24 protein-coding genes are annotated in these 24949 nt (G+C 61.4%); 21 read left to right on the top strand and 3 right to left on the bottom strand.

Annotated features, from left to right (window positions below; all coding sequences use genetic code 11):
• Window positions 1-204: 204 nt before the first annotated feature.
• Genes pqqA through pqqE form a run of 5 tightly spaced genes read left to right on the top strand, consistent with a single transcriptional unit; the run spans window position 205 to window position 3440 of the window.
• Entirely contained in the window at window positions 205-300 is a 96-nt protein-coding gene (gene pqqA / locus PYH37_RS07105; protein WP_280730734.1) for a pyrroloquinoline quinone precursor peptide PqqA, read from the top strand.
• A gap of 47 nt (window positions 301-347) precedes the next feature.
• On the top strand, window positions 348-1259 hold the full coding sequence (gene pqqB / locus PYH37_RS07100; RefSeq protein ID WP_280730733.1) for a pyrroloquinoline quinone biosynthesis protein PqqB: 912 nt from the start codon (window positions 348-350) through the stop codon (window positions 1257-1259).
• A complete protein-coding gene (gene pqqC, locus PYH37_RS07095; protein WP_280730732.1) occupies window positions 1256-2026 on the top strand; it encodes a pyrroloquinoline-quinone synthase PqqC in 771 nt (256 codons plus the stop codon). The genes pqqB and pqqC overlap by 4 nt, the downstream gene beginning before the upstream one ends.
• On the top strand, window positions 2023-2319 hold the full coding sequence (gene pqqD, locus PYH37_RS07090) for a pyrroloquinoline quinone biosynthesis peptide chaperone PqqD (protein WP_280730731.1): 297 nt from the start codon (window positions 2023-2025) through the stop codon (window positions 2317-2319). The genes pqqC and pqqD overlap by 4 nt, the downstream gene beginning before the upstream one ends.
• A complete protein-coding gene (gene pqqE, locus PYH37_RS07085; RefSeq protein ID WP_280730730.1) occupies window positions 2316-3440 on the top strand; it encodes a pyrroloquinoline quinone biosynthesis protein PqqE in 1125 nt (374 codons plus the stop codon). The genes pqqD and pqqE overlap by 4 nt, the downstream gene beginning before the upstream one ends.
• Before the next feature lie 356 nt (window positions 3441-3796).
• Here pqqE and PYH37_RS07080 read toward each other — a convergent pair whose 3' ends face one another.
• Together PYH37_RS07080 and PYH37_RS07075 are read right to left on the bottom strand one after the other, a co-directional pair.
• Window positions 3797-4963, bottom strand: coding sequence for an aldose epimerase family protein (locus PYH37_RS07080; protein WP_342394621.1), 1167 nt, complete (start codon window positions 4961-4963; stop codon window positions 3797-3799).
• Between the two features lie 636 nt (window positions 4964-5599).
• A complete protein-coding gene (locus PYH37_RS07075; protein ID WP_280730729.1) occupies window positions 5600-6904 on the bottom strand; it encodes a DUF445 domain-containing protein in 1305 nt (434 codons plus the stop codon).
• Between the two features lie 628 nt (window positions 6905-7532).
• Between PYH37_RS07075 and ppk2 the strand changes: the two genes are divergently transcribed.
• Together ppk2 and PYH37_RS07065 are read left to right on the top strand one after the other, a co-directional pair.
• The gene (gene ppk2 / locus PYH37_RS07070) at window positions 7533-8453 is read left to right on the top strand and encodes a polyphosphate kinase 2 (RefSeq protein WP_280730728.1); all 921 of its coding nucleotides are present in this window, start codon (window positions 7533-7535) and stop codon (window positions 8451-8453) included.
• A gap of 224 nt (window positions 8454-8677) precedes the next feature.
• Entirely contained in the window at window positions 8678-9007 is a 330-nt protein-coding gene (locus PYH37_RS07065) for a hypothetical protein (protein ID WP_280730727.1), read from the top strand.
• Between the two features lie 35 nt (window positions 9008-9042).
• Here PYH37_RS07065 and PYH37_RS07060 read toward each other — a convergent pair whose 3' ends face one another.
• Window positions 9043-9780, bottom strand: a complete 738-nt coding sequence (locus tag PYH37_RS07060; RefSeq protein WP_280730726.1) for a DUF899 family protein — start codon at window positions 9778-9780, stop codon at window positions 9043-9045.
• 624 nt (window positions 9781-10404) lie between these two features.
• Here PYH37_RS07060 and PYH37_RS07055 point away from each other — a divergent pair.
• The 14 genes from PYH37_RS07055 (at window position 10405) to nuoG (ending at window position 24920) form a co-directional block, all read left to right on the top strand.
• Complete coding sequence (locus PYH37_RS07055) at window positions 10405-10905, top strand: NADH-quinone oxidoreductase subunit J family protein (RefSeq protein WP_280730725.1); 501 nt, start codon at window positions 10405-10407, stop codon at window positions 10903-10905.
• Window positions 10905-11207 carry an NADH-quinone oxidoreductase subunit NuoK gene (gene nuoK / locus PYH37_RS07050; protein ID WP_280730724.1) on the top strand — a complete coding sequence of 101 codons (303 nt, stop codon included), beginning with the start codon at window positions 10905-10907 and terminating at the stop codon, window positions 11205-11207. The genes PYH37_RS07055 and nuoK overlap by 1 nt, the downstream gene beginning before the upstream one ends.
• Before the next feature lie 4 nt (window positions 11208-11211).
• Window positions 11212-12675 carry a monovalent cation/H+ antiporter subunit D family protein gene (locus PYH37_RS07045; RefSeq protein WP_280730723.1) on the top strand — a complete coding sequence of 488 codons (1464 nt, stop codon included), beginning with the start codon at window positions 11212-11214 and terminating at the stop codon, window positions 12673-12675.
• Window positions 12672-12926 (top strand): hypothetical protein, encoded by a 255-nt coding sequence (locus PYH37_RS07040; protein WP_280730722.1) that lies wholly within the window; start codon window positions 12672-12674, stop codon window positions 12924-12926. The genes PYH37_RS07045 and PYH37_RS07040 overlap by 4 nt, the downstream gene beginning before the upstream one ends.
• Complete coding sequence (locus PYH37_RS07035; protein ID WP_280730721.1) at window positions 12919-14679, top strand: Na(+)/H(+) antiporter subunit D; 1761 nt, start codon at window positions 12919-12921, stop codon at window positions 14677-14679. Before PYH37_RS07040 ends, PYH37_RS07035 begins: the two co-directional genes overlap by 8 nt.
• A gap of 8 nt (window positions 14680-14687) precedes the next feature.
• The gene (locus PYH37_RS07030; RefSeq protein ID WP_280730720.1) at window positions 14688-16163 is read left to right on the top strand and encodes an NADH-quinone oxidoreductase subunit M; all 1476 of its coding nucleotides are present in this window, start codon (window positions 14688-14690) and stop codon (window positions 16161-16163) included.
• On the top strand, window positions 16160-17593 hold the full coding sequence (locus PYH37_RS07025; protein ID WP_280730719.1) for an NADH-quinone oxidoreductase subunit N: 1434 nt from the start codon (window positions 16160-16162) through the stop codon (window positions 17591-17593). Before PYH37_RS07030 ends, PYH37_RS07025 begins: the two co-directional genes overlap by 4 nt.
• 151 nt (window positions 17594-17744) lie before the next feature.
• Window positions 17745-18110: an NADH-quinone oxidoreductase subunit A gene (locus PYH37_RS07020; protein WP_280730718.1), complete on the top strand. Its 366-nt coding sequence runs from the start codon at window positions 17745-17747 to the stop codon at window positions 18108-18110.
• Complete coding sequence (nuoB, locus tag PYH37_RS07015; RefSeq protein WP_280730717.1) at window positions 18098-18601, top strand: NADH-quinone oxidoreductase subunit NuoB; 504 nt, start codon at window positions 18098-18100, stop codon at window positions 18599-18601. The genes PYH37_RS07020 and nuoB overlap by 13 nt, the downstream gene beginning before the upstream one ends.
• On the top strand, window positions 18598-19134 hold the full coding sequence (locus PYH37_RS07010) for an NADH-quinone oxidoreductase subunit C (RefSeq protein WP_280730716.1): 537 nt from the start codon (window positions 18598-18600) through the stop codon (window positions 19132-19134). Before nuoB ends, PYH37_RS07010 begins: the two co-directional genes overlap by 4 nt.
• Window positions 19135-19161: 27 nt before the next feature.
• Window positions 19162-20376 carry an NADH dehydrogenase (quinone) subunit D gene (nuoD, locus tag PYH37_RS07005; protein ID WP_280730715.1) on the top strand — a complete coding sequence of 405 codons (1215 nt, stop codon included), beginning with the start codon at window positions 19162-19164 and terminating at the stop codon, window positions 20374-20376.
• Between the two features lie 18 nt (window positions 20377-20394).
• Complete coding sequence (nuoE, locus tag PYH37_RS07000) at window positions 20395-20907, top strand: NADH-quinone oxidoreductase subunit NuoE (protein ID WP_280730714.1); 513 nt, start codon at window positions 20395-20397, stop codon at window positions 20905-20907.
• A gap of 4 nt (window positions 20908-20911) precedes the next feature.
• Complete coding sequence (gene nuoF, locus PYH37_RS06995; protein ID WP_280730713.1) at window positions 20912-22177, top strand: NADH-quinone oxidoreductase subunit NuoF; 1266 nt, start codon at window positions 20912-20914, stop codon at window positions 22175-22177.
• 145 nt (window positions 22178-22322) lie between these two features.
• Complete coding sequence (nuoG, locus tag PYH37_RS06990; RefSeq protein ID WP_280730712.1) at window positions 22323-24920, top strand: NADH-quinone oxidoreductase subunit NuoG; 2598 nt, start codon at window positions 22323-22325, stop codon at window positions 24918-24920.
• Window positions 24921-24949: the final 29 nt, after the last annotated feature.

The following is a 24949-nucleotide window of genomic DNA, read 5'->3' as shown; positions in this document are numbered from 1 at the left end:
GCGTGCTTGCGGCGAGAAATCGATTTGCGAAAAGCTCGGCGATGGCGCCGCCGGGCCTTGCCGGTGCAGCAGAAAGCTGTTCCGGCTCTTCACTCAAGCGGAGCTCTTTCCGAGCAAAGCTTGCTTCGTGTTCGACCCGGCTGCGAGGGCGCCTGCCAATGTGGGAGCGAGCACATCCACCTGAACAAGGCGAATGGAGAAAACATGTCCTGGCATGCACCAAAATTCATCGAAGTTAGCTGCGCTATGGAAATCACCCGCTATGCTCCTGCAGACGGGGATGAGCCGATCCTCTTCTGATGCTCCGCCGCACGATGGTCGGTTCACAACTCGTTTAGGGTAGCCCGGTGAATAAAGCGTCCGATCTTCGTATCATTCTTCTGGGGGCCGCCGCGGGCGGCGGTCTCCCGCAATGGAATTGCGGTTGCCTGAACTGCTCGTCGGCACGGGAGCCGAACGCCATCCTGCGGCCGCAGACCCAATCGTCGCTTGCAGTCAGCCTGGATGGTGAGGCCTGGACTGTGTTCAACGCTTCTCCCGATATACGCCAGCAAATTCAGGACAATCGCGCACTGCAGCCGCGCCGCCTGCGCCACAGTCCAATCAAGAGCGTGGTGCTGACCAATGGCGACATTGATCATCTCGCAGGACTACTCGTGCTGCGGGAAAAGCAGGCGTTCACTGTATTTTCAACCGGCACAGTCAGCCAAATCATCGCTGAGAATTCCGTCTTCCGCGTTCTCGATCCGGGATTGGTTTCAAGGAGGATCGTCGCGATCGAAGAACCTTTCTCCCCGCTTCCGGGTCTTGAGGCGCGGCTCTTTGCCGTCCCCGGCAAGGTTCCGCTCTTTCTCGAAGACGGCGAACCGGATCTCGACGTCGAGGGCGAACACACCGTGGGAGTTGAGCTGGGGACTGACGCGAAGCGCATCTACTACATCCCGGGCTGCGGCTTGCTGAACGACGCCCTCGGCGCACGTTTAAGAGATGCCGACGCATTGTTCTTCGACGGTACCCTCTTTCGTGATGACGAGATGATCGCCACCGGCACGGGTCACAAGACGGGTCGCCGCATGGGCCACATGCCGATCGCCGGCGAGGGCGGCAGCCTTGATGCACTCGCTGCGTTGAACATCCGCAAAAAGGTCTATGTCCACATCAACAACACGAACCCGATCTGGCAGGCCGGCACCGAGCGCGCCCACGTCGAAGGCCGTGGCTTTGAAGTCGGGTTCGACGGCATGGAGGTCCGCCTTTGACGACGGCAGCTGACAGGAGGGCTTTTCACGCCCGCCTTTTGGATATCGGGAAGGAGCGCTATCACGACAAGCATCCCTTTCACGTGATGCTCCACGGTGGTCGGTGCACGATGACGCAAGTTCGCGCCTGGGTCATCAATCGTTACTACTACCAGAGCCGGATTCCGATGAAGGACGCGGCCTTCTTGTCGCGTTGCGACGACCCTGACCTGCGTCGCTCATGGCGCTCCCGTATCGAAGACCATGACGGCGGCATTGATGAAGGCGGCGGCATCCGACGTTGGCTGCGTCTCGCTGAGGCAGTTGGTCTCGATCCCGACTACGTCGCTTCGACAAGGGGCGTCCTGCCTTCGACCCGATTCGCCGTGGACGCTTATGTGTCGTTCGTGCGTCAGCAGCCGTTGCTCGAGGCGGTGGCATCCTCGCTGACTGAGCTCTTTGCGCCAAAAATCCATTCGGAACGTATCGCCGGGCTTCTGGAGCACTATGCGTTCGCGGATCATGAGGCGCTCGCCTACTTCCGCCAAAGGCTGGCCGAGGCGCCTCGGGACGTTGAATTCGGTCTCGCCTATGTCCTCGATCACGCCGACACGAGGGAAAAGCAGGATGCAGCCGCTGCGGCGCTCACCTTCAAAACCGATGTGCTGTGGTCTCAACTCGATTCGCTTTATTCGGCCTATGTCGCGCCCGGTCGGATCCCACCGGGAGGTTGGGATGGTCGCGAAGGTCTTCTCGGGGAGCGGGCTTCGACGGAGGCAGCAGAATGACCGCCGATGCGTCTGTGATATCGGGTCCAAGCGTCGTCAAATTGGCCCGTGGCGTACGGCTGCACGATGATCCGGTTCGCGGCCGGAAAGTTTTATTGGCACCGGAACGTGCCATGGCCCTCGACGACATCGCCGTCCTCATCGTGCAAGCCCTCGATGGCAAGCGAAGTCTCGATCGGATCGCCGCGGACTTTGCCGCGGAGTTCGACGCGCCCGTCGTCCAGATTACAAATGACGTCAGCGCTTTCGCCAAGGAGCTTGCCGTCCGCCGCATGCTGGAGATCGTCGAATGAACGATAGCGTCACCATTGCAGACGACGCTGCTCGCAACATTTTGCGCGCGCCTCCTCCGATGGCGATGTTGGCGGAGTTGACGCATCGATGTCCATTGGCTTGCCCGTATTGCTCCAATCCAATCGAGTTGACGCGGGCAAACGAGGAGCTTTCGACCGAGGAATGGATAGGCGTCTTCAAGCAAGCCGCCGCTCTCGGCGTGCTGCATCTGCATTTGTCGGGCGGGGAGCCCGCGGCGCGACGGGATTTGGCTGAGTTGACGAAGGCAGCCGCCTCGTTCGGACTCTATACCAACCTGATCACTTCGGGTGTGGGCTTGACTGAAGCCAGAATTAACAACCTGGCGGATGCCGGACTCGACCACGTTCAGCTTTCCATCCAGGGCGTTTCTGCTGAAGGGGCCGATTGGATCAGCGGCTATGAAGGCGGTTATGAGCGAAAGATCGCTGTCGCAGGCTGGGTGGACAAGGCCCGGATCCCGCTGACACTGAATGCCGTCTGTCACAGGCAGAACTTGGACCAGGTCGATGACATGATCACGCTTGCCATCAGGCTCAAGGCGCGGCGCATCGAGGTCGCAACGGTGCAGTTTCACGGCTGGGCCGAGCGCAACAAGGCGGCTCTCATGCCCACCCGCGAGCAAGTCGAGCGTGCAACGACGACAGTCGACGAGGCGCGCGAGAAGTATCAAGGCATACTGGTGATCGACTATGTGCCGGCTGATTATTATTCCACGTATCCAAAGGCGTGCATGGGCGGCTGGGGACGAGTGGGCCTGAACGTTACGCCGTCGGGGCGTGTGCTTCCCTGCCACGCGGCGGAAACGATTCCGAGCCTGTCCTTCAAGAATGTGCGCGAAGGCTCACTCTCCGAGATTTGGTACGAGAGCGACGCGTTCAACGCCTATCGCGGTGAGGACTGGATGCCGGAGCTCTGTCGGAGTTGCGAGCGCAAGAAGGTTGATTTCGGTGGCTGCCGTTGTCAAGCGATGGCGCTTGCCGGCGACCCGGGCGCGACGGATCCGGTTTGCGTTAAATCGCCGCTGCGCGGCCGCTTGACGCGGGAAACAGACCAACTTTCGGCGACATCATCGGTTACCTTAACCTACCGCGGTCGGTAGAAGCTGGTTCGAATCCGGAATGAGCGCCTGATTTGCCGAACCGCACAGGGGGCTGAACCGGTCGATGTCCTCGTTCCGTGTTCGAAAGATCGCACCGCATAAAGCAAGCTGCTGCATGTTTCCTTAAATCGGAGCCGATTTAAGGAAACATGCAGCAATTCGAAGTGCTACAGCGACCTTTGTGGGTCTGAAAAGACGCACGGCGCTGTAGGGTTCTGGACACGCTGCTTCACCTCCTACCGCGACGACGCCCAGAGCTCGAGCGTCGCCTCGATCGAAGCGCCGGTCATCCATGATGATCTCCGAATCATGGTGACCCATCGATTCAGCAACCAGGAACGAACGCACCTGCAGCGCTAGGACGCATCGGTGGAGAACTTGTGTACCGTCGTCGATTTCAACGTTTCGCCCGGCTTCAGAACCGTCGTCGGAAAGGACGGCTTGTTCGGCGAATCCGGGAAGTGCTGCGTCTCGAGGCAGAAGCCATCGGTCTGGCGGTATTGCTGACCGGCCGCGCCGACGAGCGTCGCATCGAGGAAGTTGCCGCTGTAGAACTGGACGCCGGGCTCGGTGGTCGAGATCTCCATGATCCGGCCCGAGCGCGGCTCGTAGACTCGCGCGGCGAGCGAAAGCCCACTACCCATCCGATTCAGCACGAAGTTATGATCGTATCCGCGGCCATAGACTAGCTGTGGATCGTCCGAGCGGATGCGTGCGCCGATCGGCATGCCCTCGCGGAAGTCGAATGGCGTGTCGGTCACGGAGGCGAGCTGTCCGGTGGGGATCAAGGTCGCATCGACTGGAGTGTAGCGATCGGCGTTGATCGTGAGGATGTGATCGTCGATCCCGCCCGCGCCGTCACCGGCGAGATTGAAGTAGGAGTGACTCGTGAGATTAACGACGGTCGGTTTATCCGTCATCGCTTCGTAGTCGATGCGCAGCTCGTTGTCGTTAGTGAGGGTATAGACGACCCGGACCGTGAGCATGCCGGGATAGCCTTCCTCGCCATCCTTGCTCGTGTAGCTGAGCCGCGCTGCGGCGCCGCTCACGTTGGTCAGCGGCTCGACCGACCAGACGACCTTGTCGAAGCCTTTCGTGCCGCCATGCAGGCTGTTCGGCCCGTTATTGGCGGCGAGCTGGTACTGCGTGCCGTCGAGCGTGAACTTCGCGCCGCCGATGCGATTGCCGTAGCGCCCGATCAACGCGCCGAAATAGGGGTTCTTGGTTTCGTAGTCGGCGAGTTCCTTGAACCCAAGCACGATATTGCCGAGCTTGCCCCAGCGGTCGGGCACGTTAATCGCCGTGATGATGCCGCCATAGGTGATGAACTTGACGGACGCGCCCTTGTCGTTGGTGAGCGTATAAAGATCGACGGCTTTGCCGTCCTGCGTGTTTCCGAATGGGGTGCTGTCCACAGAGCCGGCTCCGGCGCTCGTTCCCGTCAGCAGCACGCCCATGCCGAGCACGGCCGCGCCGAGCACTGATCTATGCCACATACGCGATATGTTAGGATCGACCCGCATCACGGTTTCCTCCCTTGATAAGCGTCTTCGGCGACGGCTTCGGACGAGCCGCCTGGAAGACCAATTCTAAACTCATCGGACTATGAACGTAAGCGTCTACATGCCCGGGGACAGCGCCTGAGCGACAGGGCTTGATGAAATGAGACTCGCGGCGCCCTGCGCCCAAACGGAGCGTCAGCTGCTGAATAGCGGTTCGCGCCAAGCCCAGGTCCAACGTGTTCCAGGGAGTCAAATTGGTTGGGACTTTCAGTTGATTCTGACAGAGCTAATTGTGATACTTCTGTGACAAAGTACAGCCGTATGCCGAGGGCGCTGCGGTTGATTAAATCCGGCTCCTATTCGGCGAGCCGGTGGGCAGGCGATGGATCAGCAGGGATGCCATCACGGAGCTCGTTTTATCACTGATTACCACAGACGTGTTAGAGTGGCACATAGGCGTGCGGTGGATGATTTGGGCATGGTGTCTGCGTGGCATCGGTCGCTTGCTCGTCTCGCTAATCGTGTCCCGGAATTGGGGTTCAGGCCCCACTCAGCGCCTGTGTCGCGGGCATAAATCATGTGCCAGCATGACAGTATGACTACAGTCGGATGGCGGTGGTCTCTTTAGAGCTTCGCAGCTCAGCAAGCCGAACGCTGTCACCCGATCAATTGAGAGGCGAGAAAGATGAGGCATCCAGCCAAGGCGCCGACGATCGTACCGTTCATCCGGATGTACTGGAGATCGCTGCCGACGACGAGTTCCAGGCGCTCCACGAGCGTCGGGCTGTCCCAGCTTCTGACGACTTCGGCTACAAAGGTACTAATCTCGTGACGCCAAGAGACCAGATAGACGGCCAGTTCCTCGAGAAACGCGTCCATATGCTTCAACATCGCTTCGTCGGCCGCAAGCGTCCGGCCGAGGAGCATGCAGATCCTCTCAACGGCCGCGCGCGCCTTTGAGGTTGGGTGCGACAGATCGTCGAGCATCACCCGCGAGGTCTCGTGCCACAGCGCAGCGACCCAGGCCTGAACATCCGGATGCTCGAGGATACGATTTTTGGAAGCGTTGATCTGCTGGCGCTGCTCCGGCGAATTGGTGAGCTCATCGATCAAATGGGCGAGCGCCTCACGAAATTTCAGCCGGACTTCGCTCTCCGGCTCCCGCAGGTCGTTGAGGAGATCGGCACAACCGGTGATGATCGCGTCGGCAATTTTTCGGTTTATCGTCCGGGGTATCCACCAGCGACTGCGTTGCTTGACGAGGTCGTAGATCTGCTCCCGGTTCTCTTCGAGCCATCGGGCGGACACGCCGAGCACGCGCTCGAACAGGACATCGGCCTCGCCGCTTTCCGTCACCATGTGAATCGCACGCCCGATGACGGGCGCGATGTCGGCCTGCTGGACCTGCTTGCCGAGAGTCCGCCGGGCGAACTCGCGCAGGTCGCGACTGTCCAGCGAGCGAACGAGATAGGGCAACGCTGCGACAACAGCATTGGCGATGATCGGTGCGGTCGCCGGGGCCGACAGCCAGGTCGCAAACCGCTGCGCGGCGTGGGCGTTTCGCAACTTCTGCAAGAGCACTTCCTTGGTCAGGAAATGGCGTTCGATGAAGCGGCCCAGCGTCTGTCCGATGCGCTCCTGGCTGTTTGGAATGATTGCCGTGTGCGGAATAGGCAGGCCCAACGGGTGCCGAAAGAGCGCGGTCACCGCGAACCAGTCGGCAAGCCCGCCGATGATTCCCGCTTCGCTTGTGGAGCGCAGGAGCCTTGTCGAGAAGTTGGGATCGGCGATGAAGTGTGTGGCCACGAAGACAGCGCCCATGGCGACAAGAAGGGATGTCGCCAAAGCGCGATTGCGCTTGAGGCGCCGCCGCAGGGCGTCTTCGGTACGGGCCGGCGGAATAGTTCCGGGGGGCGAGGATGGGGTTGGGGTGTCAAGTGATCGAATACGATCCGGTGCCATGGCTCAACCTCTTTACGGCGACTCCGCCGGTCCTCGCGGCAGAAATCTTTCAACGTCCGGCAACCGCCCAATCAACAAGCATGGCAAGAGCTGCTATCATGCAGACTGTTCGGGCGCGGATCGCTGCCGCTTGGCCAGACGTGAGTATCGACGATACTCCGATCCGTCCGTGTTGGTCACCCTTGGGGAGATAACGACATGCTGCCGAGGCGGCCGTGGGGAACCGGCAGCGAATTCTTCTGGCACGGCTATGCTGCGCACCGCCTCCTGCGGAGCCCTTTGGTTGCTTCTGCTCTGGTCGGGGTAGGTGTCCTGCAGTTCCTGAGGGGTCGCGTGCTCGGATCGCCCTCTGCGTTGCTCTTTTATGCCTTAGTGATCCATTATGTGGGCAATGCGGCCGATACCGATCGACGGCGCTCCAGCTGACCGCGCGCGGGAGTTTCGCGCGCGAGGCGCCTTAGGTATTTCACCTGGCAAGCGGCTGCGCCATGTGGTTGCTTCAAGGCTCAGGTCTCATGGCAAGAGCAACTTTCCTCGGGTGCGATGCCAATCTCCCTTCACCCCCTATAGAACAGGCCATCACAAGATCATAACTGGGTGGCGTACGCGTTAACGTCGGAGGAAAGAGATGAAGAAGTCAAAGGAGGAAGCCGGAACTCCGGAATGGCTCGAGGCCGAACTGGCCGATACGCTCGACGAGGACTACGAACTCGAGCTTTCCGAGCCGGCTCTGTCGGAAGAGATCCGCAGAATTCACCGCAAGGTTCGCCCCGCGACGATTCCGCGTATCGACTATTTTCGCGCCTTGCTTGCGCTGCAGGCCGAGCTGATCAAGCTGCAGGATTGGGTGGCCTATCATAAGGAGAAGGTCGTTGTCATCTTCGAGGGTCGCGATTCTGCCGGCAAGGGCGGCGTGATCAAGCGCATTACCCAGCGCCTCAACCCGCGCGTCGTGCGAGCGGTGGCTCTGCCGGCTCCTTCGGACCGCGAAAGAACGCAATGGTATTTCCAACGCTACGTGCCGCACCTGCCGGCCGGAGGCGAAATCGTGCTCTTCGACAGATCGTGGTACAACCGCTCCGGTGTCGAGCGCGTCATGGGCTTTGCGACCGAAGACGAGGTCGAACAATTCTTCAGGGACGTGCCCGCGTTCGAACGGATGCTGGTGGGCTCCGGCATTCGACTCGTGAAGTATTGGTTTTCGATCACCGACGAGGAGCAGCAGATGCGGTTTCTCATGCGTATCCATGATCCGCTGAAACAGTGGAAGCTCTCACCCATGGACTTGCAGTCGCGGGTGCGCTGGGAGTCCTATACGAAGGCGAAGGAGGAAACCTTCGCCCGTACCAACATCCCCGAAGCGCCTTGGTATATCGTGGAGGGCAACGACAAGAAGCGGGCGCGCCTGAACTGCATCGATCACCTGCTCAGCCTGATCCCCTATGAGGAGGTGCCGCACGAGGACGTCACCCTACCGGAGCGCGTCTTCAACCCTGACTATGAGCGCAAGGTCCTGCCGCCGGAACTCTACGTACCTTCAAAGTACTGATTGGGGCTACGGACGCGCAATTTCTTTTCGGTGCACATCAAGAGCCCTTTCCCGGAGCCTCTCCGGGATTTCGCTGCCGAAGAAGCAACAGTTCGAGGTCGCTGCCGGTTTTCGCCAGGTTTCATCGGTATAATTTTTGATGTTCTGAAATATCGTCGCTGGCTTGTGGCTTGTTTATGACGCTTTCCTTTCGGATAGTCAGCGCCGCGATGAAGGAGATCGATATGGGTGAGAAGCGCAAAAGGATTTACGAAGCTCTCGTCGAAGGCGCAAGGCGTGGCCACGCCGACAAGGAGCTTTATGATTTCGTGGCAAAGCGTTGCCCGAAGACCTCCAGCAAGAAGATCGTCCGTGCATCGCTGTTGGCGTTGAGCGATCCCGAGCTTGAGGATGGTAAAATCCTCAGCACAATTTACGCCTTGGCAATCAAGCATCGTCTCGATGATATCCGCAGCGACGATATCGACCACGATGATGATGCGGCCGAGCTCGTCCCGTCGATATCCCCTGAGAAAATGCAGCCATCGCCCCCGACGGACGATTTATCCGCGTGAACGCCAAGAGATAAGCGGGTCGGCGAGGTGGGCCGTTAGCATTGGTATTCGATCTGCTCGTCAGCGTTCGGCCGCCCTCCAGGAGTGAGGTCCAAGAGGGTCCACATCGGCTCGACCGTGCCTAAATGTCGTGGGTCCTGCCCCGGCTCGGGCGGGAGGAACAACAGCTCAGAGGCCCAGCTCAGCCTGATCGCCCCGTCCGCGCCTTTGTGGAACACGGTAAGGATCGGCAATTGCTGGCCCTCCTCGTCCTCGCCGTGATAGTCGCGTTTGAAGCTGTTGTTCGCGGCAGAAAGGAGCTTCAAATTGCGCCAGCCCCGATGCGCCGCGAAGGCCGCAACCTGCTCGATCGGCGCCTTTGCCACAGCCGCTATGTTTGCTCCGAGACCCTCTACGTGCGGTACCGCTCCCTCCCAGTTGTCGAGTAGAGCAGTACAGGATGGGCACGGCCCCTCCTCGACCGGCAGCTCTGCCATCGGCCCGCTGCTCGGTTTCCGCCGCTTGTCGCTGCGATGGCGAGGGAACATGCAGTGGTAGAGGATCAAGGTATCGGTGCCGGGCCGAAACAGTTCGGAGAGTCGCACCTTCGCTGATCTCCCCTTTGCGTCAATATGGTCGAATTCGTAGTCCTCGGAAACGGCCCGACCCGGCGGGAGTGCTCGGATCTCCGCGGCCACTGATTCCATTTCGCGCCTGAGCGCTGCTTCGCGCTGCAGTAGCTTGTCGCGAGCGGCGCGATACTCTGAACTTTCGTTCGGAAACGTTATGCCCATCGGACCACTCCATCGAAGCGATGAGCTTGAGTATAGCACAGCTCCAGGAGACCTGACCCCGCCAGCATCCGAAACGTTCATTTTGAAACAGCTCAGCCGACCGACCTACAGCGCCGTGCGTCTTTTCAGACGCACAAAGGTCGCTGTAGCACTTTGAATTGCTGCATGTTTCCTTAAATCGGCTACGATTTAAGGAAACATGCAGTAGAACGGCTGCTTGGCATAGTGTGAACAAATAGCAGGTTCGGTCCTTCCTCGGAACGACGTCAAGCTTTGCGGCTCCCCTTCAGTTTCTCGAAAGACTGGCAGCAAACGGGAGGACTCTACAGACCGTCGCGTCAACAGATAATCCGACCTATACCGCTCCCGCCGGCCGGAACCGTCTGACCCCTGACGGACACGCTAAATCCCACCGGCCGCTCGCTCGCTATCGCGCTAGCGAAAGCGCGCGCTTCACGAGCGCTTTCCCCACATTCGTACATGCTTGGTTTTGCTCCGCCGACGACAATAATGTTGTGAAAAATCCGATACTAGGGCACAATTTATGAATGCACCTGAAGTGCGGAGCTACTCAACTCCGGCCGTCTCGCGCCGAGTGACAGTTCGTGCGGGAGGGCGGCGTCGATGGGCCAGGGGTTCTTTCTTCTGTTCGCTACGGTGTCCGTGATCACGGCCCTGACGGTGGTCGTGGCGCGCAATCCGGTTCACAGCGCATTGGCGCTGATGGCGTGTTTCCTGCAGATCTCTGCAGTTTTCGTCTTGCTCGAGGCGCCGTTGCTCGCGGTCATCCAGATCTTCGTCTATGTCGGCGCGATCATGGTCCTGTTCCTGTTCGTGATCATGATGATCGATGTGCGCGAAGCTGTGTTGCAGCGGTTTTTGCCGGGCGGCAACCTGCCGGCCCTGGCGCTGCTCGTTGTGCTTGGGGTCGAGATGCTTGTGCTGGTACTCTGGAGCGACCGCTTTTCGGTCGCGGAGCCTGTCGCTTTGCGCGGCGGCGATGAGATCAGAGAGCTCAGCACGACACTTTTCGCCGACTATCTCCTGCCGTTTGAAGTCGCCTCTGTCATCCTGCTGGCCGCGCTGGTCGGCGCCATAGTGCTGGCGCGCAAGGAGTCGGGGTGATGGTTCCGCTCTGGTGGTACATTTCGCTCGGAGTGGTCCTGTTCGTCATCGGAGCGGCGGGCGTGCTGCTCAGGCGCAATATCCTGGTCGTGCTGATGTCGCTGGAGCTGCTGCTCAACTCGGTCAACATCAACTTCATCGCTTTCGGGCGTCACTACGACGATTTCCGCGGGCAGATCTTCGCGATCTTCGTCATCGCAATCACCGCGGCGGAGGTTGCCGTCGCCCTCGGTATCTTGGTCGCCCTCGTGAGGAACAAGCCCACCCTCAAGGTCGACGACGTGACCATGATGAAAGGATAGCGGCTTGGACCCGGTGACATCGATCCGGCCGCTGCTTGCCGTCGCCGTCGCAGTTCTGGCGGCCCTGGCGGTTCTCCTTCTGAACAACCGCGAGAAACTCCGCGATGTCGTCTCGCCGTTGGCCGCGATCGCCATGTTCGCGATTGTCGCCTCGATGGCGCCCACGGTGCTGGCGGGCGGGACCGTCGATTTGCGCCTGTTCGAGATCCTGCCGGGCGTCGACTTCGCGTTCCGGGCCGATGCGCTCGGCATGGTGTTCGCCACCGTCTCGTCGCTTCTATGGATCGTGGCTGCGATCTATTCCATCGGTTACATGCGGCACTTGAAAGAGCATGCGCAGACCCGGTTCTTTGCCTGCTTCGCCACCAGCCTCGCGGCGGCAGTCGGTGGCGCCTTCGCCGCCAATCTGTTCACGCTGGTAATATTCTACGAGGTGCTCAGCCTCGTTACCTACCCGCTCGTCTACCACCATGAGGACGAAGAGGGATGGACGGGCGGCCGCAAGTATCTCGTCTATTTGATGGGCGCCTCGAAAAGCGCGCTTCTCGCCGCGCTGGCACTGACCTACCACATCGCGGGGTCGCTGGACTTTGTTGCCGGGGGGCTGTTGGCGGGCGTCAATGCCTCGGCGGCGCTGCTGACGGCCGTCTATTTCTGTTATCTTTTCGGCTTCGCCAAGGCTGCGATCATGCCGATGCACGCCTGGCTGCCTGCCGCCATGGTGGCGCCGACGCCGGTCAGCGCGCTCTTGCATGCGGTGGCCGTGGTCAAGATGGGCGTATTTTGCGTGCTGCGGGTGGTGTTCCATGTCTTCGGCATCGAGCTGGTCGGGGATCTCGGCCTCGGCGTCGCGACGGCCTATCTGGTTTCGTTCACGATCCTGATGGCGTCGGTCTATGCCCTGACGAGGGACGACCTGAAGGCCAGGCTCGCCTATTCGACGGTCAGCCAGCTCTCCTACATCGTGCTGGGCGCGGTTCTGTTGTCGCCGGTCGCGATGGTTGGCGGGATCATTCACATCGCGGCGCACGCATTCTCGAAGATCACGCTCTTTTTCTGCGCCGGATCGATCTATTGCGCGTCGGGAAAGCGGAACATCAGCGACATGGCCGGCATCGGCCGCAGGCTGCCTTGGACGATGGGGGCATTTTTCGTCGCCTCGCTAAGCATGATCGGGATCCCGCCGACCGCGGGCTTCGTCAGCAAGTGGTATCTGGCGCAGGGGTCGGTGGAGGCGGGGCAGATCGCGTTCCTGGCCGTGCTCCTGATGAGTTCGGTGCTCAACGCCGCCTATTTCCTGCCGGTCAGCTATGTCGCCTTTTTCGAGGCGGAGACGCAGGAGAGCCGGGCGACGATCCGTGAAATTCCGATGGTCACGATCCCGCTGGTCGCGACCGCCATCCTGTCGGTGCTGATGGGCATCTTCCCCGATTATTTTCTCACCCTGGCAGACGGAGTGGTCCGATGATCAAGCGTGTCGTCGACTTCTTTGGCGACGAAGAGTATGCGAGGCAGCGGCGCCGGCTGTTCTATCTGGTGCTCATTCTGATTGTCGTCGCCGACTTCGTGGTCTCCCGCCAACACGCCGAATACCTGTGGGACCGCCTGCCGGGCTGGTCGGCGGTCTACGGCTTCGGCTCCTGCGTGCTGCTTATCTTCGTTTCCAAGTTTCTCGGCCATCGGGGCGGGCTGATGCGGCGCGAGGATTATTATGACTGACTTCATCCATCCGGCCCTGCTCTTCATTCTCGGCGCTCTGCCGATCCCGTTCCTCAGAGGGTCGATCCGCAAGACCTATCTGCTGCTGATCCCGGCGCTGGCGGTCCTCGTCGTGCTCACGATGCAGCCGGGCAGCTATGGCGCGGCGCGGTTCATCGGACAGGAAATTCTGATTGCGAAGGTCGACAAGCTGAGCATCGTCTTCGCCACGGTCTTCACCATCATGGCGCTGATCGGCATGGTCTATGCGCTGCACCTGACACGCGCCGGCCAGCACGTGGCGGCGTTCGTCTATGTCGGCAGCGCGCTCGGTGTGGTGTTCGCCGGCGACTACCTGACCCTCTACCTGTTCTGGGAAGGCATGGCATTCGCCTCTGCCTATCTGGTCTTCGCGCAGCGCGGCGGGCCGGCGATCCGGGCCGGGTTCCGCTATCTCATGGTCCATATCGCCGGCGGCGTCGCGCTGCTCGGCGGCGTCATTCTCCATGGACTCGCCACCGGCTCGCTGCTCTTCGGCCCGATCGAGGGGGTGATGGGCGTGGGCGCCTACCTGATCCTTGCCGGGTTCCTGCTCAACGCGGCGGTGCCGCCGCTCAATGCCTGGCTGACCGACGCCTATCCGGAGGCGACCGTCACCGGGGCGGTGTTCATGAGCGCCTTCACCACCAAGGCCGCGGTCTACGTGCTGGCCCGGGCGTTTCCGGGCACCGAGCTTCTGGTCTGGCTCGGCACCGTGATGGCGCTCTACGGCGTCATCTACGCGGTGTTGGAAAACGACTGCCGGCGGCTCCTCGCCTATCATATCGTCAGCCAAGTGGGCTACATGGTCGCGGGCGTCGGCATCGGGACCGAGATGGCGGTGAACGGCGCCACCGGCCATGCTTTCGCGCATATCCTCTACAAGGCGCTCCTGTTCATGGGTGCCGGGGCGGTGATCTCCGTCACCGGCCGTCGCAAGCTCACCGAGCTTGGTGGGCTCTACAAGACCATGCCGCTGACAGTGGCCCTCTATATGATCGGCGCCTTCGCGATCTCGGCATTTCCATTCTTCTCGGGCTTTGTCACCAAATCGATGGTGGTGGCCGCTGCCGGACAGGATCATCGGGCGCTGGTGGTGCTGGCGCTGACGATGGCGTCGTCGGGGACGTTCCTGCATACCGGGCTCAAGCTCCCGTATTACATGTTTTTCGGCACGGACCGAAAACTGGAGGCGCGGGAGCCGCCGCGAAACATGCTGGTTGCGATGGGCATGGCGGCGGTGCTCTGCGTTGCGATCGGGATGTTCCCCCAGCCGCTTTATGCGCTTCTGCCCTATCCGGTCGACTTTGAACCCTACACGGGCCTCCATGTCACGGAAAGCCTCGGCGTGCTGATGTTCACCGCCTTGGGTTTCGTGCTGTTCCTCAGGGCGCTCGACCCGGAGAACACGATCAGCCTCGACACAGATTGGTTCTATCGCAAGGGCGCACGGTACTTCATGTGGCTCGCCGAAAAACCGCTGGCGCGCTATGAGAAGGCGGTGAGCAACGTGTCCGAGACAGCGGCGCTGCCCTTCCTGCATGGGGCGGCACGGGCAGGCCTGCGGATCGATCTCACCGGCGTGGATGCCGTCGTGAACGGCGTCGCCCGCTCAATCCTGCGCGGCGGCGGGGCGCTGCGGCGGCTCCAGACCGGCGTCGTGACCCATTACGCGCTGGCGATGATCGTCGGTGTGATAGCAGCCGTCGTGGTCTTCGCCGTAGCGTGGCGGTAGGGGGTGCGATGGGATTCCCGCTACTTAGTCTCATCGTACTCACGCCGGCCGCCGGGGCCGCGGTTCTGATGTTTCTCCGCAGTGACGATGCGGTGCGGTGGACAGCGCTGGGTGTCACCGTCCTCGATCTCGCTCTCTGCGTCGCCATGCTGGCCAACTTCAACACCACTACCCACGAGATGCAGTTCACCGAGACGCGCCCGTGGGTGCCCGCGCTCGGGATCACTTATGCGCTGGGCATCGACGGGATCAGCGCTCTCTTTGTGTTCCTGACCGCGTTGTTGGGCTCGATCTGCGTGCTCGCCTCATGGGTCGCGATCGACCGCAAGGTGAAGGAGTTCATGGTCAGTCTGCTGGTCATGCAGGCGCTGATGCTGGGGGTGTTCTGCGCGCTCGACCTGTTCTTGTTCTACGTCTTCTGGGAGGCGATGCTGATCCCGATGTACCTGATCATCGGCGTCTGGGGCGGCGACGGCCGGGTCTATGCGGCCTTCAAGTTCTTCCTCTACACGCTGGCGGGCAGCCTCCTGTTCCTAATCGGTGTCATCGTGCTCTATTTCCACGGCGGCGAGACCTTCGACATTCTCGCCCTGACAGCGCAGGATTTGCCGTTCCAGGTCCAGTCCTGGCTGTTCTTCGCCTTCCTGATCGCCTTCGCCGTCAAGGTGCCGATGGTCCCGGTCCACACCTGGCTGCCGGACGCCCATGTGCAGGCGCCGACGGCGGGCAGCATCATCCTCGCCGGAGTGCTCCTGAAGATGGGCGCCTACGGATTCTTGCGGTTCTCGCTGCCGATACTGCCGGAGGCGTCGGTGCATTATTCGACGTTGATGCTGGCGCTTTCGGCGCTTGCGATCATCTATGGCGGGTTGCTGGCGCTGGCGCAGGACGACCTGAAGAAGCTGGTGGCCTATTCCAGCATCAGCCACATGGGTTTCGTGACGCTAGGGATTTTTGCACTGAACCTCCGCGGGATCGAGGGCGGCATCCTGCAAATGTTCAATCATGGCGTAACGACGGGCGCGTTGTTCCTGTTCGTCGGCCTGATCTACGAGCGGACACATACGCGCAGCATGGCGGATTATGGCGGGTTGATGAAGGCGGCGCCGGTCTATACCGCGTTTCTAGCGCTGTTCATCTTGTCATCGATGGCGCTGCCGGGAACGAATTCGTTCGTGGGCGAGTTGCTAGTGCTGTCGGGTGGGTTCGCGGCCAATCTGGCCGTCGGCGCCGCCGCCGTTTTGGGCGCATTGCTGGGCGCGGCCTATCTGCTTGGCATGTATCGGAAAGTCGCGCTTGGTCCGGCCAGCGTCAACGCCCGGTTTAAGATACGCGACGTGAACGCCCGCGAGATGGCTGCGATCCTGCCGCTGGCTGTCTTCGTGCTTTGGGTCGGGCTCTATCCGAAACCCTTTCTCGACATCATCGACGCCTCGGTGAAGCATCTGCTGGTGCAGGTGCACGGTAAGGAGAGCGGCCAATGACCGCCGCCGCGCTCTTCCAGTCGATTCTAGCGAGCCTGCCCGAGATCGTGGTGGTCACTGGGGCCTGCATCCTGCTGATCCTCGGACAATTTGTGCGAAAGGGACATTTCCTTGTCTGGGCTTCCGTTGCGATCGTACTGATTGCCGCCTTGGGGACACTCATGCTGGCGGGCGAGGTGCGGCCGGCCTACACGGGCATGTTCATCGCCGACCGCTTCGCGGTCTTCTTCAAGTTCGTGTTTTACTTAGCCACCGTTCTGACATTCCTCCTTTCGCGAAAATATGCCGATATCGAAGGGATCGGGAACAGCGAATACTATGTCCTGCTGCTCTTCGCGCTTTCGGGAATGATGATCATGGCCTCCGCGACCGATCTCCTGTCGATCTATGTGGGCCTCGAACTGATGGTGCTCTGCACCTGTGTGCTGACCGGCTTCCTGCGGCGAGAGCGGCGGTCGAACGAAGCGGCGCTGAAATACGTGATCCTTGGCGCGGTATCGAGCGGGATTTTCCTTTACGGCGTTTCGCTGGTCTACGGGCTCACCGGCACGACGCAGCTGGACGGGATGGCTGCGGCGGTGACCGGCGATCCGCTCGATCCCGGATTGCTGCTGGCGGTGGTCTTCATTGTCGCGGGGCTGGTCTTCAAGGTCGGCGCGGTGCCGTTCCATATGTGGGTACCGGATGTCTATGAAGGCGCGCCGACGACGATCACCGCCTTCATGTCGGTGGCGCCCAAGGCGGCGGGGTTCGCGGTGATCCTGCGGGTGTTCCTCAATCCGCTGGTCGCAGCCTCGGACGCGTGGATCATCGTCGCTGTCATTGCGGTGGTGACGATGGCGCTCGGCAGTTTCGTGGCGCTGGTACAGGATAATTTCAAGCGCCTCTTGGCCTATTCCAGCATCGCCCATGCCGGGTTCGCCATTTTCGGCGTGGTGGCCGGCGGGGCGGACGGGATCGCCAGCGTGATGCTCTACCTGCTGATCTACTCTTTCATGAATCTCGGCATTTTCGGCGCCGTCATCATGATGCGGAACGGCGATTTCTCGGGCGAGGTTATCGAAGACTATGCAGGTTTCGCCAAGTCGCATCCGGGGCTGGCGCTTCTGATGCTGCTCTATCTGTTCTCGCTGGCCGGCATTCCGCCGACGGCCGGGTTCTTCGCCAAGTTCTACGTGCTGGTCGCGCTCGTCGAGCGAGGTTTCGTCATGCTGGCGGTGATCGCAGTGCTGCTGAGCGTCGTCGCCGCCTACTTTTACATCCGAATCGTCATGGTGATCTACATGCGCGAGCCGCAGAGAGCGTTCGACCCGGCCCTGACGCCCCTGGTCCGCGCCACGCTCGCCGTCACCGCCGCCGGCACCATCGGCATCGGCCTATTTCCAGCGTGGTTTCTGAGGCTTGCCCAACATTCGGTGTTTGGCGGCTAATCGATTGGATTTGCAATGATCCGCCCGACGGAATAGACTCACAGTCACGAAAGGATTGCCCAAGTCGCTTCTCGGGGCGACGGCATTGGTCCCGAATTGGGTTAATCGCGGCCTGAGCAAAGCCCTCGTTGCGTGGCCGGGGCGATACGATATGACTGCAATGGAATTCCTGCCCGTTCTTTTCATGGTCGCCGGAATTGTTCTGGTGGCGGGGGCGACGCTTTTCGTCTCCTCGCTACTGCGCCCGTCCAATCCCTATGCCGCGAAGAACATGCCCTATGAATGCGGCATGGATCCGGCGGGCGAGGCTGCCGGGGGCCGCTTCAGGGTGCAGTTCTTTATCCTCGCGATCCTGTTGGTGGTCTTCGACGTCGAGACGATGTTCCTCTTTCCCTGGGCCGTCGTCCTGAAAGACATCGGGCTGGTCGGTTATGTCGAGATGTTCGTCTTCATGTTGCTGCTTATTGTGGGCTTCGCCTACGCTTGGCTGAAGGGAGCGCTGGAATGGGAGGAGTAAACAACGCCATCCGCGACAGCGTACTGTTCACCACGGCCGACAGCGTCATCAGTTGGGGCCGAAGATCGGCGTTGTGGCCTGAGACCTTCGGCATTGCCTGCTGCGCCATCGAGATGATCTCGGCCGGTTGCGCGCGCTATGACCTCGACCGGTTCGGCGTGGTGTTCCGCCCCTCGCCGCGACAGTCCGATGTGATGATCATCGCAGGCACCGTCACCCGGAAATTCGCACCCGTCGTGCGGCGGCTTTATGACCAGATGCCGGAACCGCGTTGGGTGATCGCAATGGGCACCTGCGCTATTTCGGGCGGGGTCTACAACACCTACGCCGTGGTGCAGGGGTCGGAAACCTTCGTGCCCGTCGACGTGCATGTGCCGGGCTGTCCACCGCGGCCAGAGGCGTTGATGCACGGCTTCCTCCTGCTTCAAGAGAAGATCAAGAGGTCCCGCGCGCTGACCGGGACGCCTCTGGATCGGGTTACAGCCTCATGAGCGTGGGGCCGCCTCTCAATCGCGCTCTGATCCTGGAGCGCTTCGAGGGAGCAATCGAGGACCTCGGCGCCGCGCATGGCATTCACGTCTTTGCTGTTCCGCCTGAGAAGATCGTCGAGTTCTGCCGGTTTCTGAAAGAACATCCGGCGCTGCAATTCAATTTCCTCTCGGATATCTGCGGGGTTGATTATTATCCCGAAACGCCGCGGTTCGAGGCGGTGTACCACCTCTATTCGCTGCCTAACAGGTGGCGGGTTCGCATCAAGTGCCGGCTTGGCGATCCCCCGCAGGTTCCCTCGGTCACGGGAGTTTGGCGCACCGCCAACTGGCATGAGCGCGAGGCCTGGGACATGTATGGCATCAGGTTCGAGGGGCACCCCGATCTGCGCCGGATCTACATGTGGGAAGGCTTCGAGGGCTTTCCCCAGCGCAAGGACTTCCCCCTGCGGGGCTACAAAGACAAGTTGAACCCGTTCGGTGCCGAAGGTCCGCCGCCAACGCAGCCCGACCTCGCCACCAGGGAAATTCCGTAAGGGAGGCCGTGACGCCGGAGAGTTGAGATGACCGAAGTCACCGAGCTCAGCAGGCCGGAAGGCGAAGCGCTCAATACCAAGGAAGTGCTTCTCAACCTCGGCCCGCAGCACCCCAGCACCCATGGGGTTCTTCGGCTCGTCCTCGAACTGGACGGCGAGTACGTCGAGCGCGTGGACCCGCATATCGGCTACCTGCACCGCGGCACCGAAAAACTGGCGGAAAGCTTCACCTATACCCAGATTTTCCCGCTGACGGACCGGCTCGACTATCTCTGCCCGCCTTCCAACAACCTCGCCTTCGCGCTCGCGGTGGAGAAACTCCTCGGCATAGAAGCACCGATCCGAGCGCAGTATATCCGCGTGATGATGGCCGAGCTGGCACGGATCTCCGGTCATCTCCTGATCACCGGCGCGCTGCCAATGGATCTCGGTGCCATGACCGCGCTGCTTTACGTCATGCGCGAGCGCGAAATGATCATGGACCTGTTGGAAATGATTAGCGGTGCGCGCATGCACACTTCCTTCTGCAGGGTTGGCGGGGTCCGCGAGGACCTGCCTGACGGTTTCTTTCCCAAGATCAGGGAGTTCTGCGACATCTTCCCGAACCGGATCCGTGATTATGAGCGATTGATGGAGAATAACCGGGTGTTCCTCAAGCGCACGAAAGGGGTCGGCGTGATCTCCGCCGAGGACGCTGTCGATCTCGGCCTGAGCGGCCCGAACCTGCGCGCTTCCGGTGTCGACTGGGACATGCGGCGCGACGAACCTTACGAAATTTACGACCGGCTCGATTTTAACGTCATCGTCCGCAAAGAGGGCGATTGCTATGCGCGCTGGCAGTGCCGGGTCGACGAGATGCGCGAAAGCATGCGGATCATCGAACAATGCATCGACCAGATGCCCGAAGGGCCGTTCCAGATCGACATGCCGACAGTCGCTTTCCCGGTGGACAAGGACAAGGTGCATTGCTCGATGGAGGCTTTGATCCAGCATTTCGACCTGTCGGCCTATGGCTTCAATGTACCCAAGGGCGAGGTCTATTCGGCGATCGAGGCGCCAAAGGGTGAGCTGGGGTTCTACATCATCAGCGACGGATCGCCGAAGCCGTTCCGGATGAAGGTGCGAGCACCGTCCTTCGTCAACCTTCAGGCTCTGTTCGGTGTGACGAATGCACGCTACCTGGCCGACATGATCGCAGTGCTCGGCAGCCTCGACCCCGTGATGGCCGAGGTGGACAAGTAGCAGGGAGGTTCAGACGCGATGAATATGCGCGAAGAGATCAAGTCGGCGGCGGCGCGGTATCCCGACCGGCGCTCGGCGATCATGCCCGCGCTGCTGATCGCACAGAAGAAGCATGGCCATCTGCCCGGTCCGGTGCTGGAAGAGGTCGCCGACATTCTCGGGGTCGAGCGGATCTGGGTCTACGAGCTGGCCACCTTTTACACACTCTTCCATACCGAGCCTGTGGGCATGTTCCACCTGCAGCTCTGTGACAATGTTTCCTGCATGCTGTGCGGATCCGAGGACCTGCTGAAGCATCTGGAAACGGCGCTGGGGATCAAGAAGGGCGGCACCACCCCGGACGGGCTGTTCACGCTTTCGACCGTCGAGTGCCTCGGTGCCTGCGAGATGGCTCCGGTGATGCAAGTCGGCGACGATTACCACGGCGACCTCGATGTCGCGCGGATAGACGCACTCCTGGACAGCCTCCGGGCTGCGGCGGCGCGGGTAGCGAACGTTGAGCACGCCTCTACGCGACCGCCGGGAGAGTAGCGCCATGTTCGAGCCGGTTCTTCTCAAAAATGTCGACGTGCCGGACGGTCATTTGCTGTCGACCTATGAGGCCGGCGGCGGCTACCAGGCGCTGGCGAAGGTGCTGCGCGAGTACACGCCTGACGAGGTCGTCGAGCTCGTCAAACAGTCCAACCTGCGCGGTCGCGGCGGTGCCGGATTCCCCACGGGCATGAAATGGAGTTTCGTGCCGAAGCGACCCGACAAGCCGAAATATCTGTGCTGTAACGCCGATGAGGGCGAGCCGGGCACCTTCAAGGACCGGATCATCATGGAACGCGACCCGCACCAGCTGATCGAGGGGCTGGCGGTAAGCGCCTACGCGATTGGGGCCGAAACTGCCTATGTCTACATCCGCGGAGAATATGTGACCGCGATTCGTCGCCTGGAGCAGGCGATCGCCGAGGCTCACGAAAAGGGTTATCTGGGAACGAGCGTTCTGGGCTCGGATTTCAATTTCGCCGTGCACATTCACTGCGGCGCCGGCGCGTATATCTGCGGCGAGGAGACCGCGATGCTCGAGTCGCTCGAGGGTAAGCGGGCGCAGCCGCGATTGAAACCGCCGTTTCCGGCCGTGGCCGGGCTCTACGCCAGCCCCACAGTAATCAACAATGTCGAGACCCTCGCTTGCGTACCGCATATCGTCATGCGGGGGCCGCACTGGTTTCGGGGCATCGGCCCGGATAAGAGCCCCGGCCCGAAGCTCTACTGCCTCAGCGGGCAGGTGCGCAAACCCGGCCTCTACGAGTTGCCGATGGGCATACCGCTGCGTGAACTGGTCGAGAACCACGCCGGCGGCCCGCTGCCGGGACGCAGGATCAAGGCGGTGATTCCGGGCGGGGTCTCGGCGCCGATGATCCCGGAGCACGGGCTGGAGGTGGGGATGGATTTCGACTCGCTGGCCGCCGCCGGCTCGATGCTCGGTTCGGCTGGCGTTATCGTGATCGACGACTCGACCTGCATGGTCAAGGTCTCGACCCGGATCATCGAGTTCTTCCACCATGAGTCCTGCGGCAAGTGCACGCCATGCCGGGAAGGATTGAACTGGGTCGTGAAGGTACTGCGCCGCATTGAGGCCGGGGAGGGCGCAACCGGCGATCTGGAGCAGCTGGAGATGCTCTGCAAAGGCATTTTCGGCAATACATTTTGTGCCTTGGGTGACGGCGCGGCGATGGGATTGCGGGCGGCACTCGCGCATTTCCGCGATGAGTTCGTCACCCATATCGAGGAGCGGAGATGTCCGTTTCACTAGATCACGATGATTTCGGGTCGAATCGACCCAAGATCATAAACGTGATCGACTCTAATCGCGTAGAGCGGAATGCGGGCGGAAAACCGCACGCACTTTTCCTCATCCCGCTCTAAAGGAGTGCGCTGGGATAGGGCTGCGAGGAAGTATGGTTAGCATTACGATCGACGGAGAAATGCTGGAAGTTGAGGCTGGCTCCACGGTGCTGCAGGCCGCCGAGCGTTTGGGCATCGAAATCCCGACGTTCTGTTACCTAAAGCGGCTTCCGGCGCTGGCCTCGTGCCGCATGTGCCTGGTGGAGATCGAGGGGCAGCGGCGGTTGCAGCCGTCCTGCGCCACGGTCGTCGCGGACGGCATGGTGGTGCGGACAAATACGCCTCTGATCGAGGAAACGCGCTCGTCCATGCTCGACATGCTGCTCGCTAACCACCCGCTCGACTGCCCGATCTGTGACAAAGGCGGCGAGTGCGAGCTTCAGGATATGGTGATGGCATACGGGCCGCGCGAAAGCGGGTTCCGCGACGCCAAACGTGTATTCCACTCGAGGGACATCCGTCTCAGCCCAGTGATCATCATGAATGTCAACCGGTGCATCCAATGCCAACGCTGTGTGCGGATGTGCGAGGAGGTCGTCGGCGCGGTCGCTTTGGGCACGGTCGAAAAGGGCATGGATACCGCCGTCACCGGCTTCGAGGGTAGTCTTGCAAGCTGCGACCAGTGCGGTAACTGCGTCGAGGTTTGCCCGGTCGGCGCGCTGATGAGCTTCCCCTATCGTTACAAGGCGCGGCCCTGGGATCTGGCCGAGACCGACACGGTTTGCCCGCATTGCGGCACCGGCTGCCAACTCACCGTGGGAGCACGCAAGGGCGAGTTCATGCGGGTCCGCTCGAAATGGGAGCATGGCGTCAACCGCGAAACACTCTGTGTGCGGGGCCGCTTTGGCCTCGACTTCATCGAGAGCCCGGACCGCATCAAGCGGCCGATGGTCCGCCGTGATGGCGCGCTGATTCCGGTTTCTTGGGAGGAAGCGGGCGACTATTTGCGCCGGCGCCTGTCGGCGGTAAAGGGCAAGGCCCCGGGCGGGCTCATCTCGCCGCGTCTGCCTAACGAGGTGCTTTATCAGTTTCAGAAGCTGATGCGGACGGTGTTCCGCACCAACAACATTGACTGCTCGTCGCGCTGGTCCACGCCTGTCGACACGTTGGGCTCGCTGGTGGCGGGCTTCTACACCCGCGCGCCCCTCGAAGAGGTGATCGGCAACGACTGCGCGCTGGTCATTGGGGGCAACGTAACCGAGGAGAACCCGGTCACCGAGTACCTCCTGCGTGATGCCGCGCGGCGGCGGCAGACGCAATTGCTCATGCTCTCGGCGCGGCCATCCCGTCTGGACGCCGATGCCCGGGCGGTTGTTCGCGTGCCCCCGGGCGGGGAGGCTGCGAGCCTTGCCGCCGTGGTGGCCGGTCTCGTGGCGGCGGCTGGTCAAGCCTTTCCGGCCGACGTTCTTGCGGAGATAGGCGCGACAACCGCCGGTGCAGCAGCAGGGGCCGTCGACAGTGATGAATCGGACCGTCTGGCCGCAGCGCTGCTGGAAGGCCGGAGCGTCACCGTGCTTGTCAGCGCCGACCTCCTGAGATCGCCGCTAGCGCGCGCGACGTTGCAGCAGCTCTACAACCTTTTGCAGGTTCTCCGCCTACTCGGAAAGGGACTGGCGGTGCAGTTCCTCTTCGACCGTGCCAACCAACTGGGCGCCTGGGATATGGGGGCTCTGCCGGTGGCGCTGCCGGGGCTGCGCCCAGTCGCCGATGATGCGGCGCGCGCAACTCTCGAACGGGCATGGGGCGCCGAGATTCCGTCTGGACCGGGCGCGGATTTCGACGCGATGCTGGAGCTCTGTCACAGGGGACAAATGGGCGCGCTCTATATCGCCGGAAGCGACCCCCTGATGTCTTATCCCGATCGGGGGTTCGTGCAACGGGCGCTTGGTGCCGCCGATCTCCTGATCGTGCAGGACGCGTTCCTCACGGATACGTCGGGCCTGGCCGATGTGGTGCTGCCCGCAGCGAGTTATGGCGAGGAATCCGGCACTTTTACCAACAACGAGGGCCGGACCCAGAAAGTCTCGAAGTTCCGTGAACCCGCCTTCGAGGCGGGGGCCAATCTGGAGATCTTCAACTTCGTCGCGGCGCTCTGCAATCAGACGCTGCAGCCATCGATTGAACGCGAGATTTTCGACGAGATTGCCCGGCTTGTTCCGGCCTATGAGGGGCTCACGCAGGACGGGCTTGGCGTCGACGGAGCATTCACCAAGGCGGCCCCTGCGTTGCCGGTTGCCGAGTTCTTCGCCCCCCCGCCTGCCCCCATTGCAACCGGCCGGCTCAAGCTGGTTACCGGCAACTGCCTGTTCCACAATGGATATCTTTCCGAGCACTCGGAGATCCTGAATACGGTCGCGGATGACCCCTATGTCGAAATGAGCACGCAGGATGCCGCGCAGCTTGGCCTTTCGGATCGCGATCAGGTGGTCGTGCGCTCCGCGCAGGGCGAACTGACGGCGACGCTCAAGGTCAACAAGCGTTTTCCGAGTGGCCTTGTGTTCGTTCCCGAAAACTACAGAGCCCTGCGCCTCAATAGCCTGATGCGGCGGGGTGAATATCCATGCCCGGTGGAGGTTCACGCAGCCAGGACGGCCTTCGAGATCGCTCCTCTCACCGGCTCCTCTGCGAGCCCTACGGCGCCGCGCGTCTAATTAGACGCGCAAAGGTCGCCGTAGCACTT

The organism is Sinorhizobium numidicum (genome assembly GCF_029892045.1).
In the GTDB taxonomy this organism is placed as follows: Bacteria; Pseudomonadota; Alphaproteobacteria; order Rhizobiales; family Rhizobiaceae; genus Sinorhizobium; species Sinorhizobium numidicum.
Note: the sequence above shows the minus strand (reverse complement) of the source record. Positions and strands in the feature narration are given on the sequence as shown.